The sequence below is a fragment of the uncultured Campylobacter sp. genome (genome assembly GCF_963517995.1).
Taxonomy (GTDB): domain Bacteria; phylum Campylobacterota; class Campylobacteria; order Campylobacterales; family Campylobacteraceae; genus Campylobacter_A.
On sequence record NZ_CAUQHQ010000002.1, the window covers coordinates 35839 to 55785 of the forward strand.

Genomic DNA, 19947 nt, shown 5'->3' on the forward strand with positions numbered 1-19947 from the left:
TATGGATGCGCAGACTCTAAGAGATATCCAAGGATACGGAGCTTTTATCTTTCTAGCCGTGTGCGCCGCGCTTCTTTACGGATACTATTTTCATCTTTATAGATCCGAAAAGAGCGGCAGGCGAAACTACGAAAGATACTCCGATCTTGCCCTAAAAGACGGTATCGACGAGGAAATTTTAGAGTCTGCGTCCATAGAGCAAAACGCTAAAAAGGAAAAATAATGCAATGGTTTAATTTAGAAGATAACGTAAATTTACTGGGGCTTATCGGAGCTATTGCTATCGTTTTAGCCACGGTTTTCGTCGTGAGTCGCTTGGTCGGGCAGATGAAGGTAGCAAAACCTAAGGCCGAGCTTAGCGAGCATAGCTGGGACGGCATAGGCGAGTACAAAAATCCCGTACCGCTGGGCTGGGCGATAGTTTATGCTATATGCATCATCTGGGCCTTGTGGTATATGATCGCCGGCTATCCGGTAAACTCCTACTCGCAAATCGGCGAATACAACGAAGAAGTCGCCGCCGCAAACGCTAAATTTGAAAAACGCTTCGCAAATGTGGACGCTAAGACGCTTCACGCGATGGGCGAGAGCGTGTTTTTAGTGCAGTGTTCCTCCTGCCACGGCATAACCGGCGACGGTATAAACGGCAAAGCCGCAGACCTTTCTAAATGGGGTAGCGAAGAGGGGATATTTGATACGATAATGAACGGCTCAAAAGGCCTTGAGTACCCGATGGGCGAGATGCCTGCGGGTATGGCGGACGAGGAGGGCGCAAAGGCGATCGCGGCCTACATCGCTAAAGAAATTTCCGGTATAAAAAAGACCAAAAACGAAAATTTGGTAGAAACGGGCAAGGAGCTTTTTGCTACCTGCGCAGCCTGCCACGGCGAGGACGGCAAGGGTATGGATGGCAACTCTCCCGATCTATCTAAATACGGCACGGCCGAGTTTGTTGAGGACGTATTACAGCACGGTAAAAAGGGCGCTATCGGTACGATGCCTAAATTTAGCGACGGCAGGCTAAACGCCTTGCAACAAAAAGCCGTCGGCGAGTACGTCATCTCGCTTTCTAAAGGAGAATAAATGGAAAACACGAATCGAAACGTTTTCGGTCTACACGGCGTGACGGGGCTACTCATCGCGACCGGGCTACTGCTAGCGATCCTGGCGGCGCTCACGTACTACGCGATCAAGCTGCAGCAAGAAGTCGCGCAAAAGCCTTACTCGCTAAACGTCTCCGAGCTAAAGATGAAAAGCGCGGATAACGCCAAACAAGTGCGCGTAAAGGAGTAAATATGCAAGCGATTTTGGAGAAATTTATCGTCGCGGGACTCATCGCGGCGGCGGCATTTACGGCGTGGGCGGTGCTAACGCCAAATCACCTTTTCGTGGGATGAAATTTGATAAATCAAGAGGCGCAAACTCGGCCGCCTCTTTTCAAATTTTATGCCTAAATTTGGTCGGCGCACCTTGCTTGTTGCGCGAAAAAGCGCGACTAGGCCGATGAAGCTTATAAATTCTACTCGCTCAAATTTGACTACGCTCGCTTTTTTGCGAGGCGTTAAATTTACAATGAACTTTCTAAATTTAAATTTGAGCGCACTTCGTCGTTTTTCTGCGCTTAAATTTGCAAATTTAACTCGCGCTTTTTTTATCTTTTTGCTTTTTATTTTTTACGGCGCGGCGACTTTGCAGGGTTCAAATTTGCCTCGCGAGATAGTCTTGGTAAATCAAAATATATTAAGCCCCGCAGTAAGCGAGAAAATCGCGGTTTTAGGCGAGGAGCTAGCGAGCAAAAGCGGTGTGTTTGCCGGAGTTGCGGTTTATGAGAGCCTAGGGGGCAAAACGCTAAAAGAAGCGGCCGCGCAGCTAAATTTGACTCCGCCTTACGCGCTTTTGATGCTTGCTAAAGCGGAGCATAAGGTGGAAATTTTCGCCGACCCCGAGACGCTTAAGCTTTTTGATAAAGAGAAAATTTTAAGCCCGTATCCAAGCTCCGGCTCTATTTTGCCGATTTTAGCGTCCAAAAACGGCAAAGATATCTTTAACGCCGCCGTGCTAAACGGCTACGCGGATCTTGCCGAACAGATCGCCGCGAGCAAGGGCGTGAGCTTGCAAAACGCTATCGGCAGCCAAAACCGCCTGACGCTAGATGCGTTTAGGATTTTTATCTACGGCTCTATCGTGCTTGTCGTTTGCGTCGCCGCGTTTAGAAAATTTAGGAGGAAAAATGGCTAAAAACTACTGGCCTCACGCTATCGTCGGCTCGCTTATTTTGATAGTCGCCTCCTGCGTAGCGACCATCATTCTGGCCGTGAAAAACCCCGTGGAGATGGACGAGTTTTACTTCGAGTGCTACCAAAACGTCGATGAAAATATAAACGAGATCGAGGCTAACCAGCGCAGATTTGACGCCAAGTACGCTCTTAAATTTGAGCCGGAATTTGACGGATTAAACGGATATTTTAAGATCGCCGTAGCACCAAAAAACGGTTCGGTAGCACCAAATTTCACGTACGATATTTTACTAACCAGACCCGCGACGAACGAGCAAAATCAAAATTTAAACGCCAAATTCGACGGACAAATTTTAAAAACGCAGCCCGTAACGCTCCCCAAAAAAGGCAAATGGCAAATTTTGCTAAAAATATCCGACGCAAATGACACGGGCTTTTATAAATTTAGCTTTGAGGCGCGCTAGTTTTCTTTGATTTTCAGCCGCTCTGGGCTATCATTTTGCCAAAAAACAAAGAGCTTCTATGCAAAATTTAGACAAACTTTATATCTTTACCAACTCGCGAAAGATCCGCGAATTTAACGCGAAATTTCAAAACGAACTCGTGCCAAAGGCCATGACGATAGCGCAGTTTGAGCAAAAGGCCGTGCTAGTGCCCGGGCGCTTTGAGGCGGACGAGGCGTACGCGCTGGTGCTGATGCAGCGAGCCTGCGCGAGCGTGAGGGAGGCCTCCGAGAGGCTGCGTATCCCGTCCGAGTTTTTTGCATTTTTGAAAAACAACGACTATCTTTTTAGCTTTTTTAAGGAGCTTGCTATCAGCAAAAAGAGCGTGGCGGATCTGAAATTTAGCGATATTTACGCCGATTACGAGGAGCATCTGGGTATCCTCGAGGCGGTGCTTGCGCGATATAAGGAGCTGCTCGCGGCCGAAAATCTATACGACGGCATCGCGCTGCCTGAAATTTACGAGCTAAACGGCGGATTCGTCAGAGAATTTCGCGAGATTTATCTTGAAGTAGACGGCTTTTTGAGCGAATTTGAGTGGGAGTTGTTTAGCGAGATCGCCAAGCTAACGACGCTAAAAATCATCTTTCAAACCAGTAAATTTAACAAAAAACTGATCCTAAAACTAGCCGAAATCTCTGGCATTGACGCGAGCGAGTTTAGCCTATACGGCGAATTTGAGCTAAATTTGAGCTCGCGCGAGCTAAAAAAAACGGGCGTCTTGCGCAAAAATCCGCTCGTTTTAAAAAGAAGCTTTAGCGCTAGAAGCCTGCAGGCGGCCTACGCGATGGCAAAGGCTAGCGAGTTTGTGGCTGATGGCATCAAACCCGAAAATATCGCCGTTATCCTGCCCGATGAGAGCTTTGCCGAGATATTGCGCCTGCACGACCGCGGCAAGATGTTTAACTTCGCGATGGGCGAGAGCTTCACGCGAACTCGTTTTTTTCAAATTTTAAAGTGCATAGTAACCGCGATAAACGACAAAATCCGCGTAAATTTGAGCGAGGATAACTACGCGAATTTTAACGAATTCGAGTTTAATCTGCGCGAATTTGGCGTCCGCTCCGAGCTATTTGCTAAATTTAAAAACGGTTTTGAAGCGCCTTGCTCGTTTGAGGATTTTAGGGCGCTTATGGAGGAGATTTTGGCGCTTGAGAGCGACCCCGCCGCCGCGCAAAAAGCGCGAGAGGAGCTATTTTACGCGCAGAGTTTGGCTAGGTATTTTAGCTTTACGCTGCGTCAAATTTGCGAGATATTTTTGATAAAGCTAGCGCGCTTAAGGCTTGATCACGTAGGCGGCGGCAAGATCGGCGTCATGGGCGTTTTGGAGAGTCGCGGGCTTAAATTTGAGGGCGTCATAGTGCTTGATTTTAACGACGATTTGGTGCCAAAGCGCAGCGTAAACGAGATGTTTTTAAGCTCGCGCGTGCGCCAAAAGGCAGGGCTCATCGGCTACGTAGACCGCGAAAATTTGCAGAGATTTTACTACGAGAGCCTAATCGGCGGCGCGAAAAAAGCGGCGATATGCTACGCGGCAAACGAGGAGAAAATCGCGTCGAGATTTCTCGGCGAATTTAACGCCGTGGAGGACGCGAGATTTAGCGACGAGAGCTATGCAGCGCTGTTTAACGGCGAATTTGACGCAAAGGCCGGTTTTGCGGACGAGCAGAAATTTGAGGCCGAGATGAACCCGCATCTTGACGAAAGGAGCGAGGCTAAACCTAAACAAGCAAAAACCGCCAAAGAGCGGAGTTTGTTTGAATTTGACGAAGCAGGGGGCGAGCTAAATTCGGACGCAAATTTAGTTAGTAAATTTGACGAAAACGCCGCGCAGAACAAAACGCCGAGCCAAAACCCGCGAGCGCTAAATTTTATAAAATTTACTCGAAAAACGCCCGCAAAACCTAAAATTTTCGAGCAGGATATCATCGTCAAGCACGATTTTTTCGCCATCCCGCTCTCTTTTAGCAGGCTAAACACCTATTTGCAGTGTCCGCGGCGGTATTATTACAGATATATTTTGAACGTAAAGCCGCCCGTGATGCCGCAAACGGCGTCCGCGGCGGACTTCGGTAACTCGCTACACAGGGCGCTTTTTGAGTATTACTCCAAATTTGAGAGGTTTGACCTCGCTAAATTTGAAACGGTGCTAAGGGAGCTAAACACTCCGCCGCTAGAGCGCGAGATAACGATGATAAAGATGGAAAAATTTAAGGCCGCAGAGGACGCGAGATATGAGGCGGGATGGCGCGTGCATGGGCTTGAAAAAGAGCTTGAAAGCGTGTTTGCAGGCGTGCGCATAACGGGCAAAATCGACCGCATAGACGTGTGCGGCGGCGAGCTAGCGGTGATTGACTATAAAAGCGGAAAATTTGACGCCAAATCCTTGCAACTGCCGTTTTACGAGGCGCTCGTTGGTAGGCCTTGCGAGGGGTATTTCTATGACCTCAAAGATAATATGAATTTGGTAGCTGGCGAGGCTAGTACTGACGCGCTGGGCGAGGCGATCGAGCAGCTAAAATCCATCAACAACACGCCGATAAATTTTGGGGAGGCCAAGGGCGCGATGAGCGAATATGAAGACTATAAAATTTTAGTGAAAGGCAAACTATGAAGCCGTTTTTGGCCCTCGAGGCGAGTGCGGGCAGCGGCAAGACCTTTGCGCTTAGCGTACGTTTTATCGCGATTTTGCTATCAGGCGCCGACGCGCGCGAGATCACGGCGCTAACCTTTACCAAAAAGGCCGCCAACGAGATGAAAGAGCGCATCGTACAGACCTTTTTGCGGCTCGAGGAAAAGGGCGCCGAGCTAGCCGAGCTGGAGCAAATTTTGGGCGCGGGCAGGGATGAAATTTTAGCCTTGCGCGACGCGCGGGCGACTCATTTTTTAGAAAGCGATCTAAAAATCGGCACGTTTGACTCGTTTTTCGTCGGTATCTTGCGCAGCTTTTGCTTAAATTTGGGGCTAAGCGCGGATTTTGAAGTGAGCGAAAATTTAAACGAGCTGCAGCGAGGCGAGTTTGTCGATAGCGTGAGTAAGGATATGCGACTGCTAAAGGCGCTTGCAAATTTGATAGCGACGGCCGAGCGCAGTCAGAGTAGCTTTTTTGAGAGCTTGGAGATGTTTTACGAAAATTTCGGCGAGCTAAAAAGCAGCGAAAATGCGGCGTTTCCAAACGAAAGCGGCGTTGCGGAAGCGCTAAAAAATATGCGTGAGTACGTCCTAGCTAGAGGCGGCGGCAAAGACGCGCAAAGCGCCGTAAAAGAAGGGACTCCAAGCGAAATTTTAGCTCGCTCTTTTATGTCGCGCGCGAGCCTTGATTATCGTACGTTTTCTAAAATTTATACGCCGGAGCTTGATGGGATGTTTTTTGAGTTAAAAGCGCAGCTAAAGCGCTATTTTGACGCGCTTGAGGAGTATAAAATCGCCGAGCTCGCTAGATTTTTAAAAATCTATAAAGAGTGCAAAATCTCGTTAAACAAAAGGCTAAATTCGCTCGCCTTTAGCGACGTGACGCGCCTAGTTTACGAGCTTTTAAGGGGCGGCGAGACGGACGCGCAGATGCTTTATTTTAGGCTTGACGGACGTATAAATCACCTGCTCATCGACGAGTTTCAAGACACCAACGTCGCGCAGTACGAGATCATGCGACCGCTCATCGAAGAAATCGTCTCGGGATACGGACAAAACGGGCTTGGCAGCTTTTTTTACGTCGGCGACGTAAAGCAGAGTATTTATCGTTTTCGCGGTGGTAAAAAGGAGCTTTTCGGCAAACTGATGCGCGATTTTCCGCAGATCAAAGCGCAAAATTTGGAGGTAAATTACCGCAGCAAAAAGGCGCTGGTTAGATTTACGAACGCCGTATTTGCGGGTAAAATCGAAAATTTTAAACCGCAAAGAACGCCCCAAAAAGAGGGCGAGCGAGTAAATTTGGTAGGGCAGATGCCGTACTTTGAGGCACAGGAGGACGATCTTGGCTTCGTGCGGGTAATTAGCGGCGATGATGTGGCGGTAGAGGCGGTGCAGCAGGTTAAATTTCTCCTGCAAAAAGGGGTCAGCAAGGACGATATCACCGTGCTTTGCTGGAAAAACGACGATATAAATAAAATCTCAAATTTGCTGAGCGAGGCGGGCGTAAAAAGCGTGAGCGAGGGCGTGACGGCGCTACTAGCGAGCAAAAACGTGCGCGCAGTAGCGGAATACGCTAAATTTTGCCTATTTGACGAGCAAATTTACAAGCTAAATACCGAGGCGATCCTAGACGTAAACGCCGTAAAACTGAGCGTAAATCCGCAAAAATCGGCGCTTGAGAGCCTGCACTATCTGGCGGGCAAGCTTGGCGTAGATATGAGCGACGCGGACGTTTTGCGGCTGCTGGAACTGGCGCAGCCTTATTCAAATTTGACCGAGTTTATCTATAATCTTGATAGATTTGAGGCAAAAGCGAGCGCAAAAATCGGCGAGGGCGTGAAAATAATGACCGTCCACAAGTCAAAGGGGCTCGAGTTTGAAAACGTGATCGTGTGCGATAAAATGAGCACCGGACGGCAGGGCGGCTCAAATTTCATCGCTGAATACGACTCGGGTACGGGCTCCTGGCAGGTGCGACACAACGTCAAAAAACAGTGCATCGACGAGGATTTTGCAAGGCTAAAAGAAAAGGCGGCGCGGCTCGAGCGCGAAGAGGATATGAACAAGCTATACGTCGCGCTAACGCGGGCGATCAGCGGGCTAATCATTGTAAAAAAAACGGGCGCAAACGGCAGAAACCCGAGCTTTTTTGGGGCGTATGAGAGTAACGGCGAGGTTATAGAGTATCTTGATTTGGTTGATTTTAGCTTCGGCGAACCGACTCCTAGCAAGGCGCGAAATTTGACGTCGGTTGGCAAATTTGAGCCTATTAAATTAGCTCAAATTTCAAAGCAAATCGTGGATGAAACGCCTAAAACCGAGGGCAAAAATCAAAAGGCGATTTATTTCGGCTTGGCGCTACACTATCTGCTAGAAATGGCGGAAAAATTTGACGAGGACTCGCTAAAAACGGCGCAAATTTCGATGCGAAACGCGTTTCATAAATTTTTAGACGAGGGCGAGCTGGATGAAATATACGCGCGCGGGCTAAATTTGATAAACGAGCCTAAATTTAAGCAAATGACGCAGGCAAAGAGGGTGTTTAAAGAACAACCTTTGCGCTTTGAGGGCGCGCTAAAACAGCTTGATCTGCTCTGCTTGGATGAAACCGAAATCTGCGTGATCGACTACAAAACGAGCGATAAAAATATAGATGAAAATATCGCACAGGTTGAGGAGTACAAAAAAATATTGGCTCAAATTTATCCGAATTTGAGCGTTAGTGCGGCGATATTTTACGCTTTGCGGGACGAAATTCGAAGTATTAATATTTAAATATAGCTTAAATTAAGCTACTTGTAAGGTGCATTTGAATACAATCACGACTTAAAATTATCTAAAGGGTAAGAAATGACGAAAATAACAAAACCAAACGAAGTGGAGCGCGAGTGGATCGTGCTTGACGCGGCAGGCAAGCGTTTTGGTAGATTGCTAACCGAGGTGGCTACGCTGCTTCGCGGTAAGCATAAACCAAATTTCACTCCGAATGTCGATTGCGGCGATTACGTTATCATAATCAACGCTTCTAAAGCCGAATTTACGGGCAACAATAAAGCTGAGCAAAAGCTTTATCACCGCCATTCAGGGTATTTCGGTAGCACTAAGAGCGAGAAATTCGGCGAGCTTTTAGCGGGCAAACCTGAAAAACTGTTCAAGCTAGCCGTTCGCGGAATGCTTCCGAAAACAAAACTCGGTAGAGAGATGATAAAAAAACTAAAAGTTTACGCCGGCAGCGAGCATCCGCACACGGCTCAAATAGCTAAAAAAGAAGGAAAATAATCATGGCGAAAGTTTATGCAACCGGTAAAAGAAAAACTGCCGTAGCAAAAGTCTGGATAAAACCAGGCAGCGGTAAAATTTTAGTAAACGGACTTGATCTAAACACTTGGCTAGGCGGACACGAGGCTATCAAGCTAAAAGTGGTTCAACCTCTACTTTTAACAAAACAAGAGGGTTCTGTAGACGTAACCGCAACTACTCTAGGCGGCGGATACTCTGCTCAGGCTGAGGCGCTAAGACACGGTATATCAAGAGCATTGGCTCTATTTGACGCCGACTTTAGGGCAACCCTAAAACCAAAAGGCCTACTAACTCGCGACTCGCGCGTCGTCGAGCGTAAGAAATTCGGTAGAAGAAAAGCTAGAAGAAGCCCGCAATTCTCTAAACGCTAATAGTTTGCTAAAGCCGTTTCGTCGGCTTTTAGATTTTGGAGATGAGGTATATAGTTTGGAAAGACTGATATGTCTCAAGTTGTATGTTAAATTTAGATTTATAAATTAGTGATAAAATCAAAAAATAGTCTCGTGAAAAAACGGGACAAAAGAAAGGATAACTTATGAAAAAGATTGCTCTTGCTTTAGTTGCTGCTACTGCGCTTTTTGCCGCTGATTCAGCTTACAATTACGAACTAACTCCGACAATAGGCGGCGTTCATCCTGAAGGAAATTTGGGAACAAATGAACAATCGGCTATCGGTTTAAGAATCGGAAGAAACCTTGAAAATTTCTTTATAGATCACGTAGAACTCGGTCTTAGCCACACTAACAAGATAAGAGAGTATGGCGTAGACGGAAAGGCTACTAGATATTTCGTTAATGCTATTAAAGACTTCGATCTAACTGAAAAACTATCTCTTTACGGCTTGCTTGGTGCAGGTTATGAGGATGTCTCAAAAAAATTCGTCAAAAACGATGACGGCGGCTTCGGTCAATACGGCCTTGGTTTGAGATATCAAATTACCGATAACTTTGCTCTACGCGCTGAAGCCGTAGATGCTATTAAATTTGAACATGCAGATCACAACCTATTCTATACGCTAGGTTTTGCAGTTGGCTTCGGTGCTAAAAATGCTCCTGTAGTTGCGGAGGCGCCAAAAGCTGAGCCTGTTTCAGCTCCTGTAAGCCTTGACGATGATAATGACGGCGTTTTAAACGATGTCGATCAATGCCCAAATACACCGGCAGGCGTAGTAGTTGACGAGACTGGATGCGAGAAGGTTATCGTTCTTAGAGATATTGGCGTAAACTTCGCATTTGATAGCTACAAAATAACTCCAAAATATCTTGAAGAGATCAAAAAAGTAGCTAACTTCATGGGTGAAAATCCAGGCTACCGTGTAGTTCTAAGCGGACATACAGACAGCATTGGCGCTGAGGCTTATAACCAAAAACTATCTGAAAAAAGAGCAAACGCAGTTGCTAAAGCTCTTGAAGAACTTGGCGTAAGTGCAGACAAGATCACAACTGTAGGATATGGCGAGCTTAAACCTGTCGCTTCAAACAAAACAAAAGAAGGACGCGCTGAGAATAGACGCGTTGAAGCTAGATTTAACAAATAATTAGCCTAGCTTAATAATGCATGGACGAGATTAAATTTGAACTTATTTGGTCATTAATCTCGTCCTATTCCTTAAAAATCTTAGGCTCTATCGCCATCTTGCTTATCGGCAAATGGCTAGTAGCTAAAATCTCAAATCTTATATCAAAATTAGTTACTTCTTCTAGACTTGACGAAACTCTTTCGAGTTTTTTACTAAATATCATCAAAACGCTTCTTATGGCTTTCATAATCATAGCCGCTATCGCAAATTTGGGCGTCGAGACCTCTATGTTTGTTGCTGCGCTAGGCGCTATCGGCCTTGCTATCGGTATGGCGTTTAAGGATACTTTTTCAAATATCGGCGCAGGGTTTTTGATAATATTTTTTAGACCGTTTAAACTCAAAGACCACATAGAAGTCGCAGGCGTACAGGGCGCAGTCAAAGAGATCAATATGTTTAGTACCGTTTTGCGAACGACCGATCACAAAACTATCATTATCCCAAACGGACGTATCATAAGTAGCAATATAATAAACTTCTCAAAAGAGGGCACCAGGCGAGTCGAACTCGCATTTTCCATAGATTACAAAGATGATTTAAAGCTTGCAAAAGAGATCATTTTAAACCTAGCTGACGAAAACAAAAAGATCCTAAAAGAGCCAAAGCCATTCGTCGGGGTCGGGAGCCTGGGTGAAAATAGCGTAAATTTGACCGCTAGATTTTGGTGTGCGAGCGATGATTTTTCGGATGTACAGTTTGCTATGTTAGAAAGCGTCAAGCTTGCATTTGACGCTAAAGGTATCTCTATACCGTCGCCGCAGCTTAGCATCCGATATCAAGATAAAAAGCAAGATGAGCAAATTTGATCACGCGTTTTTTTTGCGTATTTTATATTTATGCGCTCGCATAGTTGATAAGTCAAATTTAATCCGCAAGCTAGTTTTGATAAATTTGCATAAATGCACAAGCGCTAGAAATTTTGCCTGCAATATTTTAAACAGTATCCTTACATAAAAGTTAAATTTGACATCATGGTATTTTAAGAAAACCGTGATTTTAGTACCTGGCCTACAATAAGGTAAAACGAAATCAAAACCCAAAACGATGAAAATTTAAAATTTAAAAAAGCCGACTTAAGGCAAGTTTTAAAATACAAAAAGTAAAATCAAAGTATTTTAAAACATAAATTTGACGCGAAAATGCCGTCAAATTTGCGGTAGCGCAATCAAAAAAGAAAGAAACAAAATGAAAAAAACCATACTTTTTGACCTAGATGGTACGCTTATCGACTCGACGCCCGCGATCCTTGATGGATTTGGCGCGGCGTTTCGCGCTCACGGCGAGCCTGCTCCAAAGCCCGAGGCGGTCAAGACCCTAGTCGGTCATCCCCTTGACGTCATGTTTGCCGAACTTGGCGCGCCGACGCAGCTCGTGCCTGATTATATCGCCGCATATAAGGCGCGTTACGAGCAGATTTTTTTGGAGCAAACGTCTTTGCTTGAGGGCGCGGCGGGCGCGTTGGCGCTTGCTAGCGAGGTTGCGGACGTGGGCGTCGTGACGACGAAAACGTCGAAATTTTCGGTCATCTTGCTTGAGCACTTGGGCGTTATGAAATTTATCAAAACCGTGATCGGCAGAGACGACGTCGTAAGCCCAAAGCCCGACCCCGAGCCCATAAACGCGGCTCTTGAGCGCCTAGGCAAGACAAACGCGCAAGATAGGGTGAGCGCCTTTATGATCGGCGATACGACGATGGATCTGGAGGCGGCGAAGCGTGCGGGCATCGCGGGTATCGGGCTGGTTTGCGGCTACGGCAATGAGGCTGATTTGCGCGAGCATTCAAATTTGATCTTTAAAAACGCATTTGAGGCGGTTAAATTTATAGCGTAGAGATGAGGCTGCCGATAAATTTAGATTTTAGCAGCGATCAAAAACCTATAGCTAGCTTGATAAACGGCTATTTTAAGTGTTTGTTTGAGTTGTTAAATTTAACCATCTATAAAACGCCGCGACAAGTATAGCGAGTCAAATTTAAATCAAATTTGTCGCAAGAACCATGGCAAAGAGGCAAATTTGACTTGCCGATGCGCTCCCTTTTTCTCAAAGGGCTCAACGCATCGTTTGCATTAAGATAAAGGCTGTCAAAACCCGCGCCCAAGATTTTTATGCGACTCGTCGCCCAAATGGCCGTAAAACAGCAATTCGGAGTACGTGACCGAGATTACCCGTATGTAGCTAACGGCGGCTCATTTTCTGTTGACCCGTCTTTAGAAGTAGCCTTAAGCCTTCTGGGCGATGATTATAAAATCATGTCGCGAGACGGCTATGATAGGTGGCCGTCTTCTTACGCTTGCTTGCCGCAAATTTTGCTTCGTTCGTGATTTTTCATTCGTTGTGGCATAAAAGCATAAGACGAAAATCGCGGCTAACGCGGATAAAAACCTGACGCACGTCTTCTTCGTTTTTTAAATTTATCTGCTAAATTTGAGTAGTTTTTAAAATCGGCCGCCAGGTCAAATTTGGGGCTTTAGATTATTAAATTTGAGCTTTTTTGAAAATGTAACTTAGCTGATTAATTAGATATTTTGGAAACTAGCTCTATAATAAAAGATTTTTAAAAATCGTAAGAAAATTTAAGGCGGAAAAATGGCTAAAATAATGAAAACTATGGACGGAAACGAGGCTGCGGCGCACGCGGCTTACGCATTTACGGAGGTTGCAGGCATCTACCCGATCACTCCTAGCTCGCCGATGGCCGATTACACCGATATGTGGGCGGCTCAGGGCAAGAAAAATTTATTCGGTATGCCCGTTAAAGTCGTCGAAATGCAAAGCGAAGGCGGAGCCGCCGGCACCGTGCACGGTTCGCTGCAAGTAGGCGCGCTGACTACCACATACACGGCTTCGCAAGGACTTTTGCTAAAAATCCCAAACATGTACAAAATCGCAGGCCAGCTACTACCCGGCGTCATCCACGTGAGTGCGCGCTCTATCGCGGCCCAGGCGCTTTCTATCTTTGGCGATCATCAGGACATTTATGCCTGTCGCCAGACGGGATTTGCTATGCTAGCAAGCGGCTCCGTGCAAGAGGTCATGGATATCGCGGGCGTCGCGCATCTAGCGGCGATCAAGGGTCGCGTGCCGTTTTTGCACTTTTTTGACGGATTTCGCACGAGCCACGAGATACAAAAGATCGAGGTGCTTGACTACGCGCACTTTGATAGGCTTCTTGACCGCGAGGCGCTACAAAAATTTAGAGACGAGGCGCTAAACCCCGAAAACCCGAAAACTCGCGGTACGGCGCAAAACGACGACATCTACTTCCAGACGCGCGAGCTAGCTAACCGCTACTACGACGCCGTGCCTGATATCGTGGCCGAGTATCTAAAAGAAATTTCAAAAATCACGGGACGCGATTATAAACCGTTTAATTATTACGGCGATCCGCACGCTACGCGCGTCGTGGTCGCGATGGGCTCTGTCACGCAAACTCTCGAAGAGGTAGTCGATCACCTGCGCGCAAAAGGCGAAAAAGTAGGCGTGCTAAAGGTACATCTATATCGTCCGTTTAGCCTAAAATACCTCTTTGACGTGATGCCTGAGACGGTAGAAAAGATCGCCGTGCTAGACCGCACGAAAGAGCCCGGAAGCCTCGGCGAGCCGCTATATTTGGACGTCAAGGCGGCGTTTTACGGACGCAAAAATCAGCCCGTGATCGTGGGCGGCCGCTACGGTCTAAGCTCAAAAGACGTCGATCCTGCGCAAATGTTAGCCGTCTTTGAAAATTTAAATTTAGAGGGGCCAAAAAACGGCTTTACCGTCGGTATCGAGGACGACGTGACCTTCACCTCGCTAAAAGTCGGCGAGAAAATTTCGCTAAGCGACGCAAGCGTGAAAGAGTGCCTATTTTACGGCCTTGGCGCGGACGGTACCGTGGGAGCGAATAAAAACTCCATCAAAATCATCGGCGACAAAACCGATCTTTACGCGCAGGCGTATTTTGCCTACGACAGCAAAAAATCCGGCGGCTATACGCGCTCGCACCTGCGTTTCGGTAAAAACCCGATCCGCTCGACCTATCTCGTCTCAAATCCGCACTTCGTAGCCTGCTCGGTCGCGGCGTATCTTGAAATTTACGACGTGATAGACGGTATCCGCGAGGGCGGGACGTTCCTGCTAAACTCGATCTGGGACGCCGAGCAGACGGTCGCTAAACTGCCGAATAAAGTAAAGAAAATTTTGGCCGCTAAAAAGGTAAATTTCTACATCATCAACGCCACTAAGCTAGCTCGCGAGATCGGGCTAAAAAACCGCACGAACACCATCATGCAGTCGGCGTTTTTTAAGCTAGCAGACATCATCCCATTTGCCGACGCGCAAAAATACATGAAAGAATACGCGCACAAAGCCTACGCCAAAAAGGGCGAAGCGATCGTGGAGATGAACTACAAGGCCATCGATATGGGAGCGGACGGGCTGGTTAAGGTCGCGGTTGATCCGTCTTGGGCAAATTTGACGGATGACGCGAGCGCGGAGGAAAAATACGTCGGCGACGAATTTATAGAAAAAATCGTCAAGCCTATCAACGCCGCCAGGGGCGATAGCTTGCCAGTTTCGGCCTTTGTTGGCTTTGAGGACGGACACTTTAAATCAGGCACCACGGCCTACGAAAAACGCGGCATCGGCGTGATGGTGCCGAAGTGGATCGAGGGCAACTGCATCCAGTGCAACCAGTGCGCCTTCGTCTGCCCGCACGCGGTCATCAGGCCGTTCCTCATCGACGAAAACGAGCTCGCCGCCGCGCCGCAAACGGTGCAAGATCACGTCCTAGACGCCAAAGGCAAAGAGGTAAAAGGGCTAAAATACAAAATCCAAGTTAGCCCGCTTGACTGCACGGGCTGCGAGCTGTGCGCTCAAATTTGCCCGAGCAAGGAAAAATCGCTCGTCATGGTGCCTTTGGGCGAGGAGATGGAGAAAAACGAGCAGGAAAACGCCGATTATTTATTTAAAAAAGTAACCTACAAAGACGATCTAATGAGCAAAGATAGCGTCAAGGGCGTGGGATTTGCACAGCCGTTATTTGAGTTTCACGGCGCATGCCCGGGATGCGGCGAGACGCCTTATATCGGGCTTGTTACAAGACTGTTTGGCGACCGCATGATCGTGGCAAACGCCACCGGATGTAGCTCGATCTACGGCGGCAGCGCGCCTTCGACGCCTTATACGACGAACAAAGAGGGCAAGGGCGTAGCGTGGGCGAACTCGCTGTTTGAAGATAACGCGGAGTTTGGCATGGGTATGAACGTCGCGGTAGAGACGCTGCGCCACCGCATCGAGGATGTAATGCTACGCACCAAAGACGCCGCGCCAAATGCCCTAGCCGCGCTATACTCCGACTGGATCGCGCATAAAAACGACGGCGAGAAAACGACGCAAATCACTAAAATTTTAACGCCGATTTTGGAGCAAAATTTAGACGTAGAGGGCGTAAAAGAAATTTTAGAGCTAAAAAGATACCTCGTCAAAAAATCACAGTGGATCATCGGCGGAGACGGCTGGGCCTACGACATCGGCTTTGGCGGACTTGATCACGTGCTAGCTAGCGGAGAGAACGTAAACGTACTGGTGCTTGACACCGAGGTCTACTCAAACACCGGCGGTCAAAGCTCAAAATCAAGCCGCGCTGGCTCCATAGCGCAGTTTACCGCTAGCGGCAAGCCTATGCAGAAAAAAGATCTAGGCTACATCGCGATGACCTACGGAAACATCTTCGTCGCGCAGATCAACTCAAACGCGAGCCAAGCAAACACAATAAAAGCCATCGCCGCAGCCGAAGCCTACGACGGACCTAGCCTCGTGATAGCGTATTCGCCGTGTATCGCGCATGGTATAAAAGGCGGCATGGCCTACTCCGGCGGTCAAGGCGAGCTAGCGACCAAGTGCGGCTACTGGCCGACCTACGTCTACGACCCGCGCCTAATCAAAGAGGGCAAAAACCCGCTCAAAATGACCTCAAAAGAGCCGGATTGGTCGCTTTACGAGGAGTTTTTGCTAAACGAAGTTCGCTACAACTCGCTCAAAAAGACGAATCCGCAGCACGCCGACGAGCTGCTGGCTAAAAACAAGGCCGACGCGCAAAGACGCTACCGCCAACTAAAACGCCTAAGCTTGGCTGACTTTAGCGATGAGATCGAGTCTGGCGCGCCTGAGAGCGCCGAGGATGCCTCTGCCGGCAGCGTAGCCGAATAAGGCGCAAATTTCTCTCGCTCAAATTTGACGGGCGAGGGAAAATATCCGTAAATTTAGCCGCTCGTTTGGGCGGTTAAATTTGCTTTCAAATTTGAAATTTTAAATTTAACGCGGCAAATTTAAAAGGCGCAAAATGAGCCAAACCCATCCTTTTAAACCTATTTTTGATAAAAACTCTAAAATTTTAATCCTCGGATCCTTTCCTTCCGTAGTTTCTCGTAAATTTGGCTTTTACTACGCAAATCCGCAAAATCGCTTTTGGCGCGTGCTGGCCGGGATTTTAAACGCTCCGTTACCAGGAAGCACGGATGAAAAGATAGATTTTCTACTCGCTCACCGTATCGCTATCTACGACGCTGCGATCTCGTGCGAGATAAAGGGTTCGAGTGATGCCAAAATGACCGCCGTCGTGCCAGCAAATTTAGAGCCGATCTTTAGCGGAGCGCGCATAGCGCAGGTATTTTCAAACGGCGGCAAGGCTTATGAAATTTGTAAAAAATATTTAGAAGACGAGATTTTAAAAGCGACCAAAAATGCGGTGATAAAGCTACCATCGACCAGCCCTGCAAATGCCAAATTTAGTATAGATAAACTTGCAAGCGAATGGTCGGTGATAGCTGAGGCCTTAAAGTAGGTCAAAAACTCAAAACAGCTTCGTCTTTCGTTTCTATGCTATTAATCTTTTAGTAAAATTTATCTTCTTGAGTAACTTAACTAACTATGCTATTTTTTAAAAATAAAAAACTATTTTTATATTGACATTGGTTATTATTTTGATATAATTGCACCACTGATTTAAATTTTTCACTGGTTAAAGTATTTTTAGTACTTGTATTATTTTATAAATTTAAATGAACAAAATCAGTTTTGATTACTAAATTTTGCTAAAGCAATAGCAAAATTTAGTTATGTAGAAATTTAAAAATATTTTTGCGACATATATTTAGAAACATAAAAAATAGACATTTTAATCTAAAGGATAGGTAATGAACAAGCATTTATTTGCACTTTTGGCTTTGGCGGCATTTAGCAGCCATTCTTTGGCTCACGAGTTTTGGCTATTTGGAAGCAGCAAAGACGTAACTAGCGTTGAAATCGGCTATGCGGACGATTTTCCGACAGTTGAAAAGATACCAGACAACAAGACCGGACTATTTGAAGCCCCGTACATCATAGCCAAAAATGGCGAAAAGCTTAGCCTAAAACAAAGCGGTGAAAACTACCACTACGAAAGAGGCAAGCTTGATGACGGCTCTTACCTTATAGCTGGCGAGTACAAGCCTACATTTTGGACAAAAGCTAGCGATGGCACATGGCACATGGGCAAAACCAAAGGAGATATCAAAGACGCCAAATACTGCAAAAAAGCGAGCATGAGCGCAAAAGGCGTCATAAACAAAAACGCGAAGGACGACTCTGTAACAAAGCCTTCCAATCAGCGTTTAGAGATAGTTCCGCTTGAAAATCCGGCAAATTTCAAAGTTGGCGTACCGTTTAAAGTTAAAATTCTATTTGAAGGCAAACCGCTAGAAAGCGCTACGCTCAATGGAACATTTGACGGCTTTTTGAAAGAAAAAAGTGCATTTCATGGCGAAACTGAGCCAGACGGCACGATAGAGGTGTTAGCCCTTAAACCTGGAAAGTGGCTACTACAAGTGGTGCATAAAATGCCGTTTGCCGACTCGAAAATTTGCGATGACGAGACGATCGCGGCAACGCTTGCGTTTGAGCTAAAATAGATCAAAATTTGCAAGATTGCATCTCAAATTTCTTAAAGGGCGCAGCAAGATGCGCCCTACTACTTTGCATTTTAAATTAAATTTTCCCCAGTAAATTTAGTTTTTACTACGCAAATCCGCAAATATACTGGCGACATCGTGCGAGATAAAGGGCTCGAGCGATGCTAAAATGACTGCCGTCAAGCCAGCAAATTTAGAGCCGATTTTTAACAGCGCGTGCATAGCGCAGGTATTTTCAAACGGCGGCAAGGCGCACGAAATCTGCGAAAAATATCTAAAAACTCAAATTTTAAACGCAACGGGCAAACCGCCCCTCAAACTACCCTCGACTAGCCCTGCAAACGCAAATTTTAGCCTTGAAAGGCTCGTGCAAGAGTGGAAGGTCGTCGCGGAGGCATTAAAAATGACTTAATTTTGGCAAATTTATTAAGTTTGTACAGTCCCAAAAGAGATGTATAATTAAAATGGTGCTAAAATTTTAAGTTTAACTATTATCACAAGGAAAATAAATGTCAAAAATCAGTAATTCTTTAAATAGTTTCGAGCAGTTAAAAGAAGCGGTTAATACATTAGATATTAAATCTATACCAGAAAACGAAACCCAGGAATTCGCCAGAAATAAAGAAGCGTTAATTTATATAGAAAACTATGTAAATTTATTGGATGAAAATCTACTGCCGAATGCCTTTTTCGGAGATTTTCAAAACTGCTTTGTCAATTGGGATAGAAGTATGTGGCATTTGACTGCCATTATCGACAACGCTTTAACAATATTAGCCAGATATTCAACCATATACATTCCAAAAAATCAGGCAAAACCAATCATTATGGAGATGATTGCGGGATACAACGAGGCCATAAAGACATCACTGGATGATTTAAAATTAGATGAGATAAAAAATAAAACAGCAGATGTCGAAAATTCTATACAAAAATTCAATATTGCTAACAATAAGTTTATCGAGGATAAAGATGAAATTTATGGATACTTTAATGAGATAGAAAATTTTAGAACCAATTTGGTAGTTAAACAAGAAAATAAAGATACATCAATACAGCAAGAAATAGAAAATGCAAGAAATAAGATAACCCAGGATCTGGAAGCAACTAAAGAAAAAATTATCGAAAATTCGCAAAAATTAGAAGAAATAGGAAAATTTCATATAAAGATTTTCGGTGAACTAAATGATAATGTTCGCAATGGAGGTTTGGAACAAAAACTTGATAATATGTTTAATAGTTTAGATGAATATGAAAATACCATGAAACAACGCTTTGATGAATACGATAAAATCATTAAAGATTTAAACGAAAAGGCTACAAATGCAAGCCTTTCTGCTTCTTATGATAGAGAGAAAAAATCAATAAGCGAAACGATTATATTTTGGAATTTTTCCTTTATCGTATGTATTTTATTTATATTTTTAGTAGCACTTTGGTCTTTTTATGATTTAAAAGAAATTTTAAACTTTGATGTAAAAACTGCAATTTCACAACTCGAACAATCAAAGGATGCGATAAACACACCCTATATTTCTACTCTACTAAGCAATAAAATTTATATTATCTTTTTCGGATTTTTTTCAAAAATAACTATGGGGCTACCTCTTATTTGGCTTGCTATTTTTTGTTCGAATAGACGAAAAGAAGCTATGAAACTCTTGCAGGAATATACTCATAAAGTTGCAGTTACAAGCTCATATGAAAGCTATAAAGAGCAAATTAAAAATTTAAATGAGGAAAATCAAGAGTTGCTTACAAAATTAATG

At 45.4% G+C, this 19947-nt stretch carries 17 protein-coding genes and 1 pseudogene; all 18 read left to right on the plus strand.

Going from position 1 to position 19947, the window contains the following annotated elements; translation table 11 throughout:
• The first annotated feature begins 1 nt into the window (after position 1).
• A complete protein-coding gene (locus RYL88_RS00540) occupies positions 2 to 223 on the plus strand; it encodes a cytochrome c oxidase, cbb3-type, CcoQ subunit (protein ID WP_002949110.1) in 222 nt (73 codons plus the stop codon).
• Positions 223 to 1083, plus strand: coding sequence for a c-type cytochrome (locus tag RYL88_RS00545; RefSeq protein WP_314988505.1), 861 nt, complete (start codon positions 223 to 225; stop codon positions 1081 to 1083). Before RYL88_RS00540 ends, RYL88_RS00545 begins: the two co-directional genes overlap by 1 nt.
• Positions 1084 to 1293: a DUF4006 family protein gene (locus tag RYL88_RS00550; RefSeq protein WP_314988506.1), complete on the plus strand. Its 210-nt coding sequence runs from the start codon at positions 1084 to 1086 to the stop codon at positions 1291 to 1293.
• Positions 1294 to 1295: 2 nt separating this feature from the next.
• Positions 1296 to 1397: a hypothetical protein gene (locus RYL88_RS00555; protein WP_231679342.1), complete on the plus strand. Its 102-nt coding sequence runs from the start codon at positions 1296 to 1298 to the stop codon at positions 1395 to 1397.
• Between the two features lie 175 nt (positions 1398 to 1572).
• On the plus strand, positions 1573 to 2238 hold the full coding sequence (locus tag RYL88_RS00560) for a hypothetical protein (protein WP_314988507.1): 666 nt from the start codon (positions 1573 to 1575) through the stop codon (positions 2236 to 2238).
• Positions 2231 to 2701 (plus strand): FixH family protein, encoded by a 471-nt coding sequence (locus RYL88_RS00565; protein ID WP_314988508.1) that lies wholly within the window; start codon positions 2231 to 2233, stop codon positions 2699 to 2701. Before RYL88_RS00560 ends, RYL88_RS00565 begins: the two co-directional genes overlap by 8 nt.
• A 58-nt stretch (positions 2702 to 2759) precedes the next feature.
• Positions 2760 to 5354, plus strand: a complete 2595-nt coding sequence (locus tag RYL88_RS00570; RefSeq protein WP_314988509.1) for a PD-(D/E)XK nuclease family protein — start codon at positions 2760 to 2762, stop codon at positions 5352 to 5354.
• Entirely contained in the window at positions 5351 to 8146 is a 2796-nt protein-coding gene (locus tag RYL88_RS00575) for a RecB-like helicase (protein WP_314988510.1), read from the plus strand. The genes RYL88_RS00570 and RYL88_RS00575 overlap by 4 nt, the downstream gene beginning before the upstream one ends.
• Positions 8147 to 8221: 75 nt before the next feature.
• Positions 8222 to 8650: a 50S ribosomal protein L13 gene (gene rplM, locus RYL88_RS00580; RefSeq protein ID WP_124851570.1), complete on the plus strand. Its 429-nt coding sequence runs from the start codon at positions 8222 to 8224 to the stop codon at positions 8648 to 8650.
• 2 nt (positions 8651 to 8652) lie between these two features.
• A complete protein-coding gene (gene rpsI, locus RYL88_RS00585) occupies positions 8653 to 9042 on the plus strand; it encodes a 30S ribosomal protein S9 (RefSeq protein WP_314398094.1) in 390 nt (129 codons plus the stop codon).
• Positions 9043 to 9206: 164 nt separating this feature from the next.
• Entirely contained in the window at positions 9207 to 10208 is a 1002-nt protein-coding gene (locus tag RYL88_RS00590) for an OmpA family protein (RefSeq protein ID WP_314988511.1), read from the plus strand.
• Between the two features lie 98 nt (positions 10209 to 10306).
• Positions 10307 to 11056, plus strand: coding sequence for a mechanosensitive ion channel domain-containing protein (locus RYL88_RS00595; RefSeq protein WP_314988517.1), 750 nt, complete (start codon positions 10307 to 10309; stop codon positions 11054 to 11056).
• Positions 11057 to 11435: 379 nt separating this feature from the next.
• Entirely contained in the window at positions 11436 to 12080 is a 645-nt protein-coding gene (locus RYL88_RS00600; RefSeq protein WP_314988512.1) for an HAD family hydrolase, read from the plus strand.
• Between the two features lie 756 nt (positions 12081 to 12836).
• Complete coding sequence (gene nifJ, locus RYL88_RS00605) at positions 12837 to 16439, plus strand: pyruvate:ferredoxin (flavodoxin) oxidoreductase (protein ID WP_314988513.1); 3603 nt, start codon at positions 12837 to 12839, stop codon at positions 16437 to 16439.
• Between the two features lie 133 nt (positions 16440 to 16572).
• Positions 16573 to 17073, plus strand: coding sequence for a DNA-deoxyinosine glycosylase (locus tag RYL88_RS00610; protein ID WP_314988514.1), 501 nt, complete (start codon positions 16573 to 16575; stop codon positions 17071 to 17073).
• A gap of 352 nt (positions 17074 to 17425) precedes the next feature.
• Complete coding sequence (locus RYL88_RS00615; protein ID WP_314988515.1) at positions 17426 to 18178, plus strand: DUF4198 domain-containing protein; 753 nt, start codon at positions 17426 to 17428, stop codon at positions 18176 to 18178.
• 136 nt (positions 18179 to 18314) lie between these two features.
• A pseudogene (locus tag RYL88_RS00620) lies at positions 18315 to 18590 on the plus strand (DNA-deoxyinosine glycosylase); the annotation flags it as partial.
• 97 nt (positions 18591 to 18687) lie between these two features.
• The coding region (locus RYL88_RS00625; RefSeq protein ID WP_314988516.1) for a hypothetical protein at positions 18688 to 19947 on the plus strand (1260 nt) is incomplete at its 3' end.

Excerpts from the sequence above, each read along its gene's own strand:
- rplM (WP_124851570.1), top strand. The coding sequence starts at position 8,222 with ATGACGAAAATAACAAAACCAAACGAAGTGGAGCGCGAGTGGATCGTG.
- RYL88_RS00590 (WP_314988511.1), top strand. The coding sequence starts at position 9,207 with ATGAAAAAGATTGCTCTTGCTTTAGTTGCTGCTACTGCGCTTTTTGCC.
- RYL88_RS00550 (WP_314988506.1), top strand. The coding sequence starts at position 1,084 with ATGGAAAACACGAATCGAAACGTTTTCGGTCTACACGGCGTGACGGGG.
- RYL88_RS00565 (WP_314988508.1), top strand. The coding sequence starts at position 2,231 with ATGGCTAAAAACTACTGGCCTCACGCTATCGTCGGCTCGCTTATTTTG.
- RYL88_RS00600 (WP_314988512.1), top strand. The coding sequence starts at position 11,436 with ATGAAAAAAACCATACTTTTTGACCTAGATGGTACGCTTATCGACTCG.
- RYL88_RS00555 (WP_231679342.1), top strand. The coding sequence starts at position 1,296 with ATGCAAGCGATTTTGGAGAAATTTATCGTCGCGGGACTCATCGCGGCG.
- RYL88_RS00540 (WP_002949110.1), top strand. The coding sequence starts at position 2 with ATGGATGCGCAGACTCTAAGAGATATCCAAGGATACGGAGCTTTTATC.
- RYL88_RS00575 (WP_314988510.1), top strand. The coding sequence starts at position 5,351 with ATGAAGCCGTTTTTGGCCCTCGAGGCGAGTGCGGGCAGCGGCAAGACC.
- RYL88_RS00560 (WP_314988507.1), top strand. The coding sequence starts at position 1,573 with ATGAACTTTCTAAATTTAAATTTGAGCGCACTTCGTCGTTTTTCTGCG.
- RYL88_RS00570 (WP_314988509.1), top strand. The coding sequence starts at position 2,760 with ATGCAAAATTTAGACAAACTTTATATCTTTACCAACTCGCGAAAGATC.
- nifJ (WP_314988513.1), top strand. The coding sequence starts at position 12,837 with ATGGCTAAAATAATGAAAACTATGGACGGAAACGAGGCTGCGGCGCAC.
- RYL88_RS00615 (WP_314988515.1), top strand. The coding sequence starts at position 17,426 with ATGAACAAGCATTTATTTGCACTTTTGGCTTTGGCGGCATTTAGCAGC.
- rpsI (WP_314398094.1), top strand. The coding sequence starts at position 8,653 with ATGGCGAAAGTTTATGCAACCGGTAAAAGAAAAACTGCCGTAGCAAAA.
- RYL88_RS00610 (WP_314988514.1), top strand. The coding sequence starts at position 16,573 with ATGAGCCAAACCCATCCTTTTAAACCTATTTTTGATAAAAACTCTAAA.
- RYL88_RS00545 (WP_314988505.1), top strand. The coding sequence starts at position 223 with ATGCAATGGTTTAATTTAGAAGATAACGTAAATTTACTGGGGCTTATC.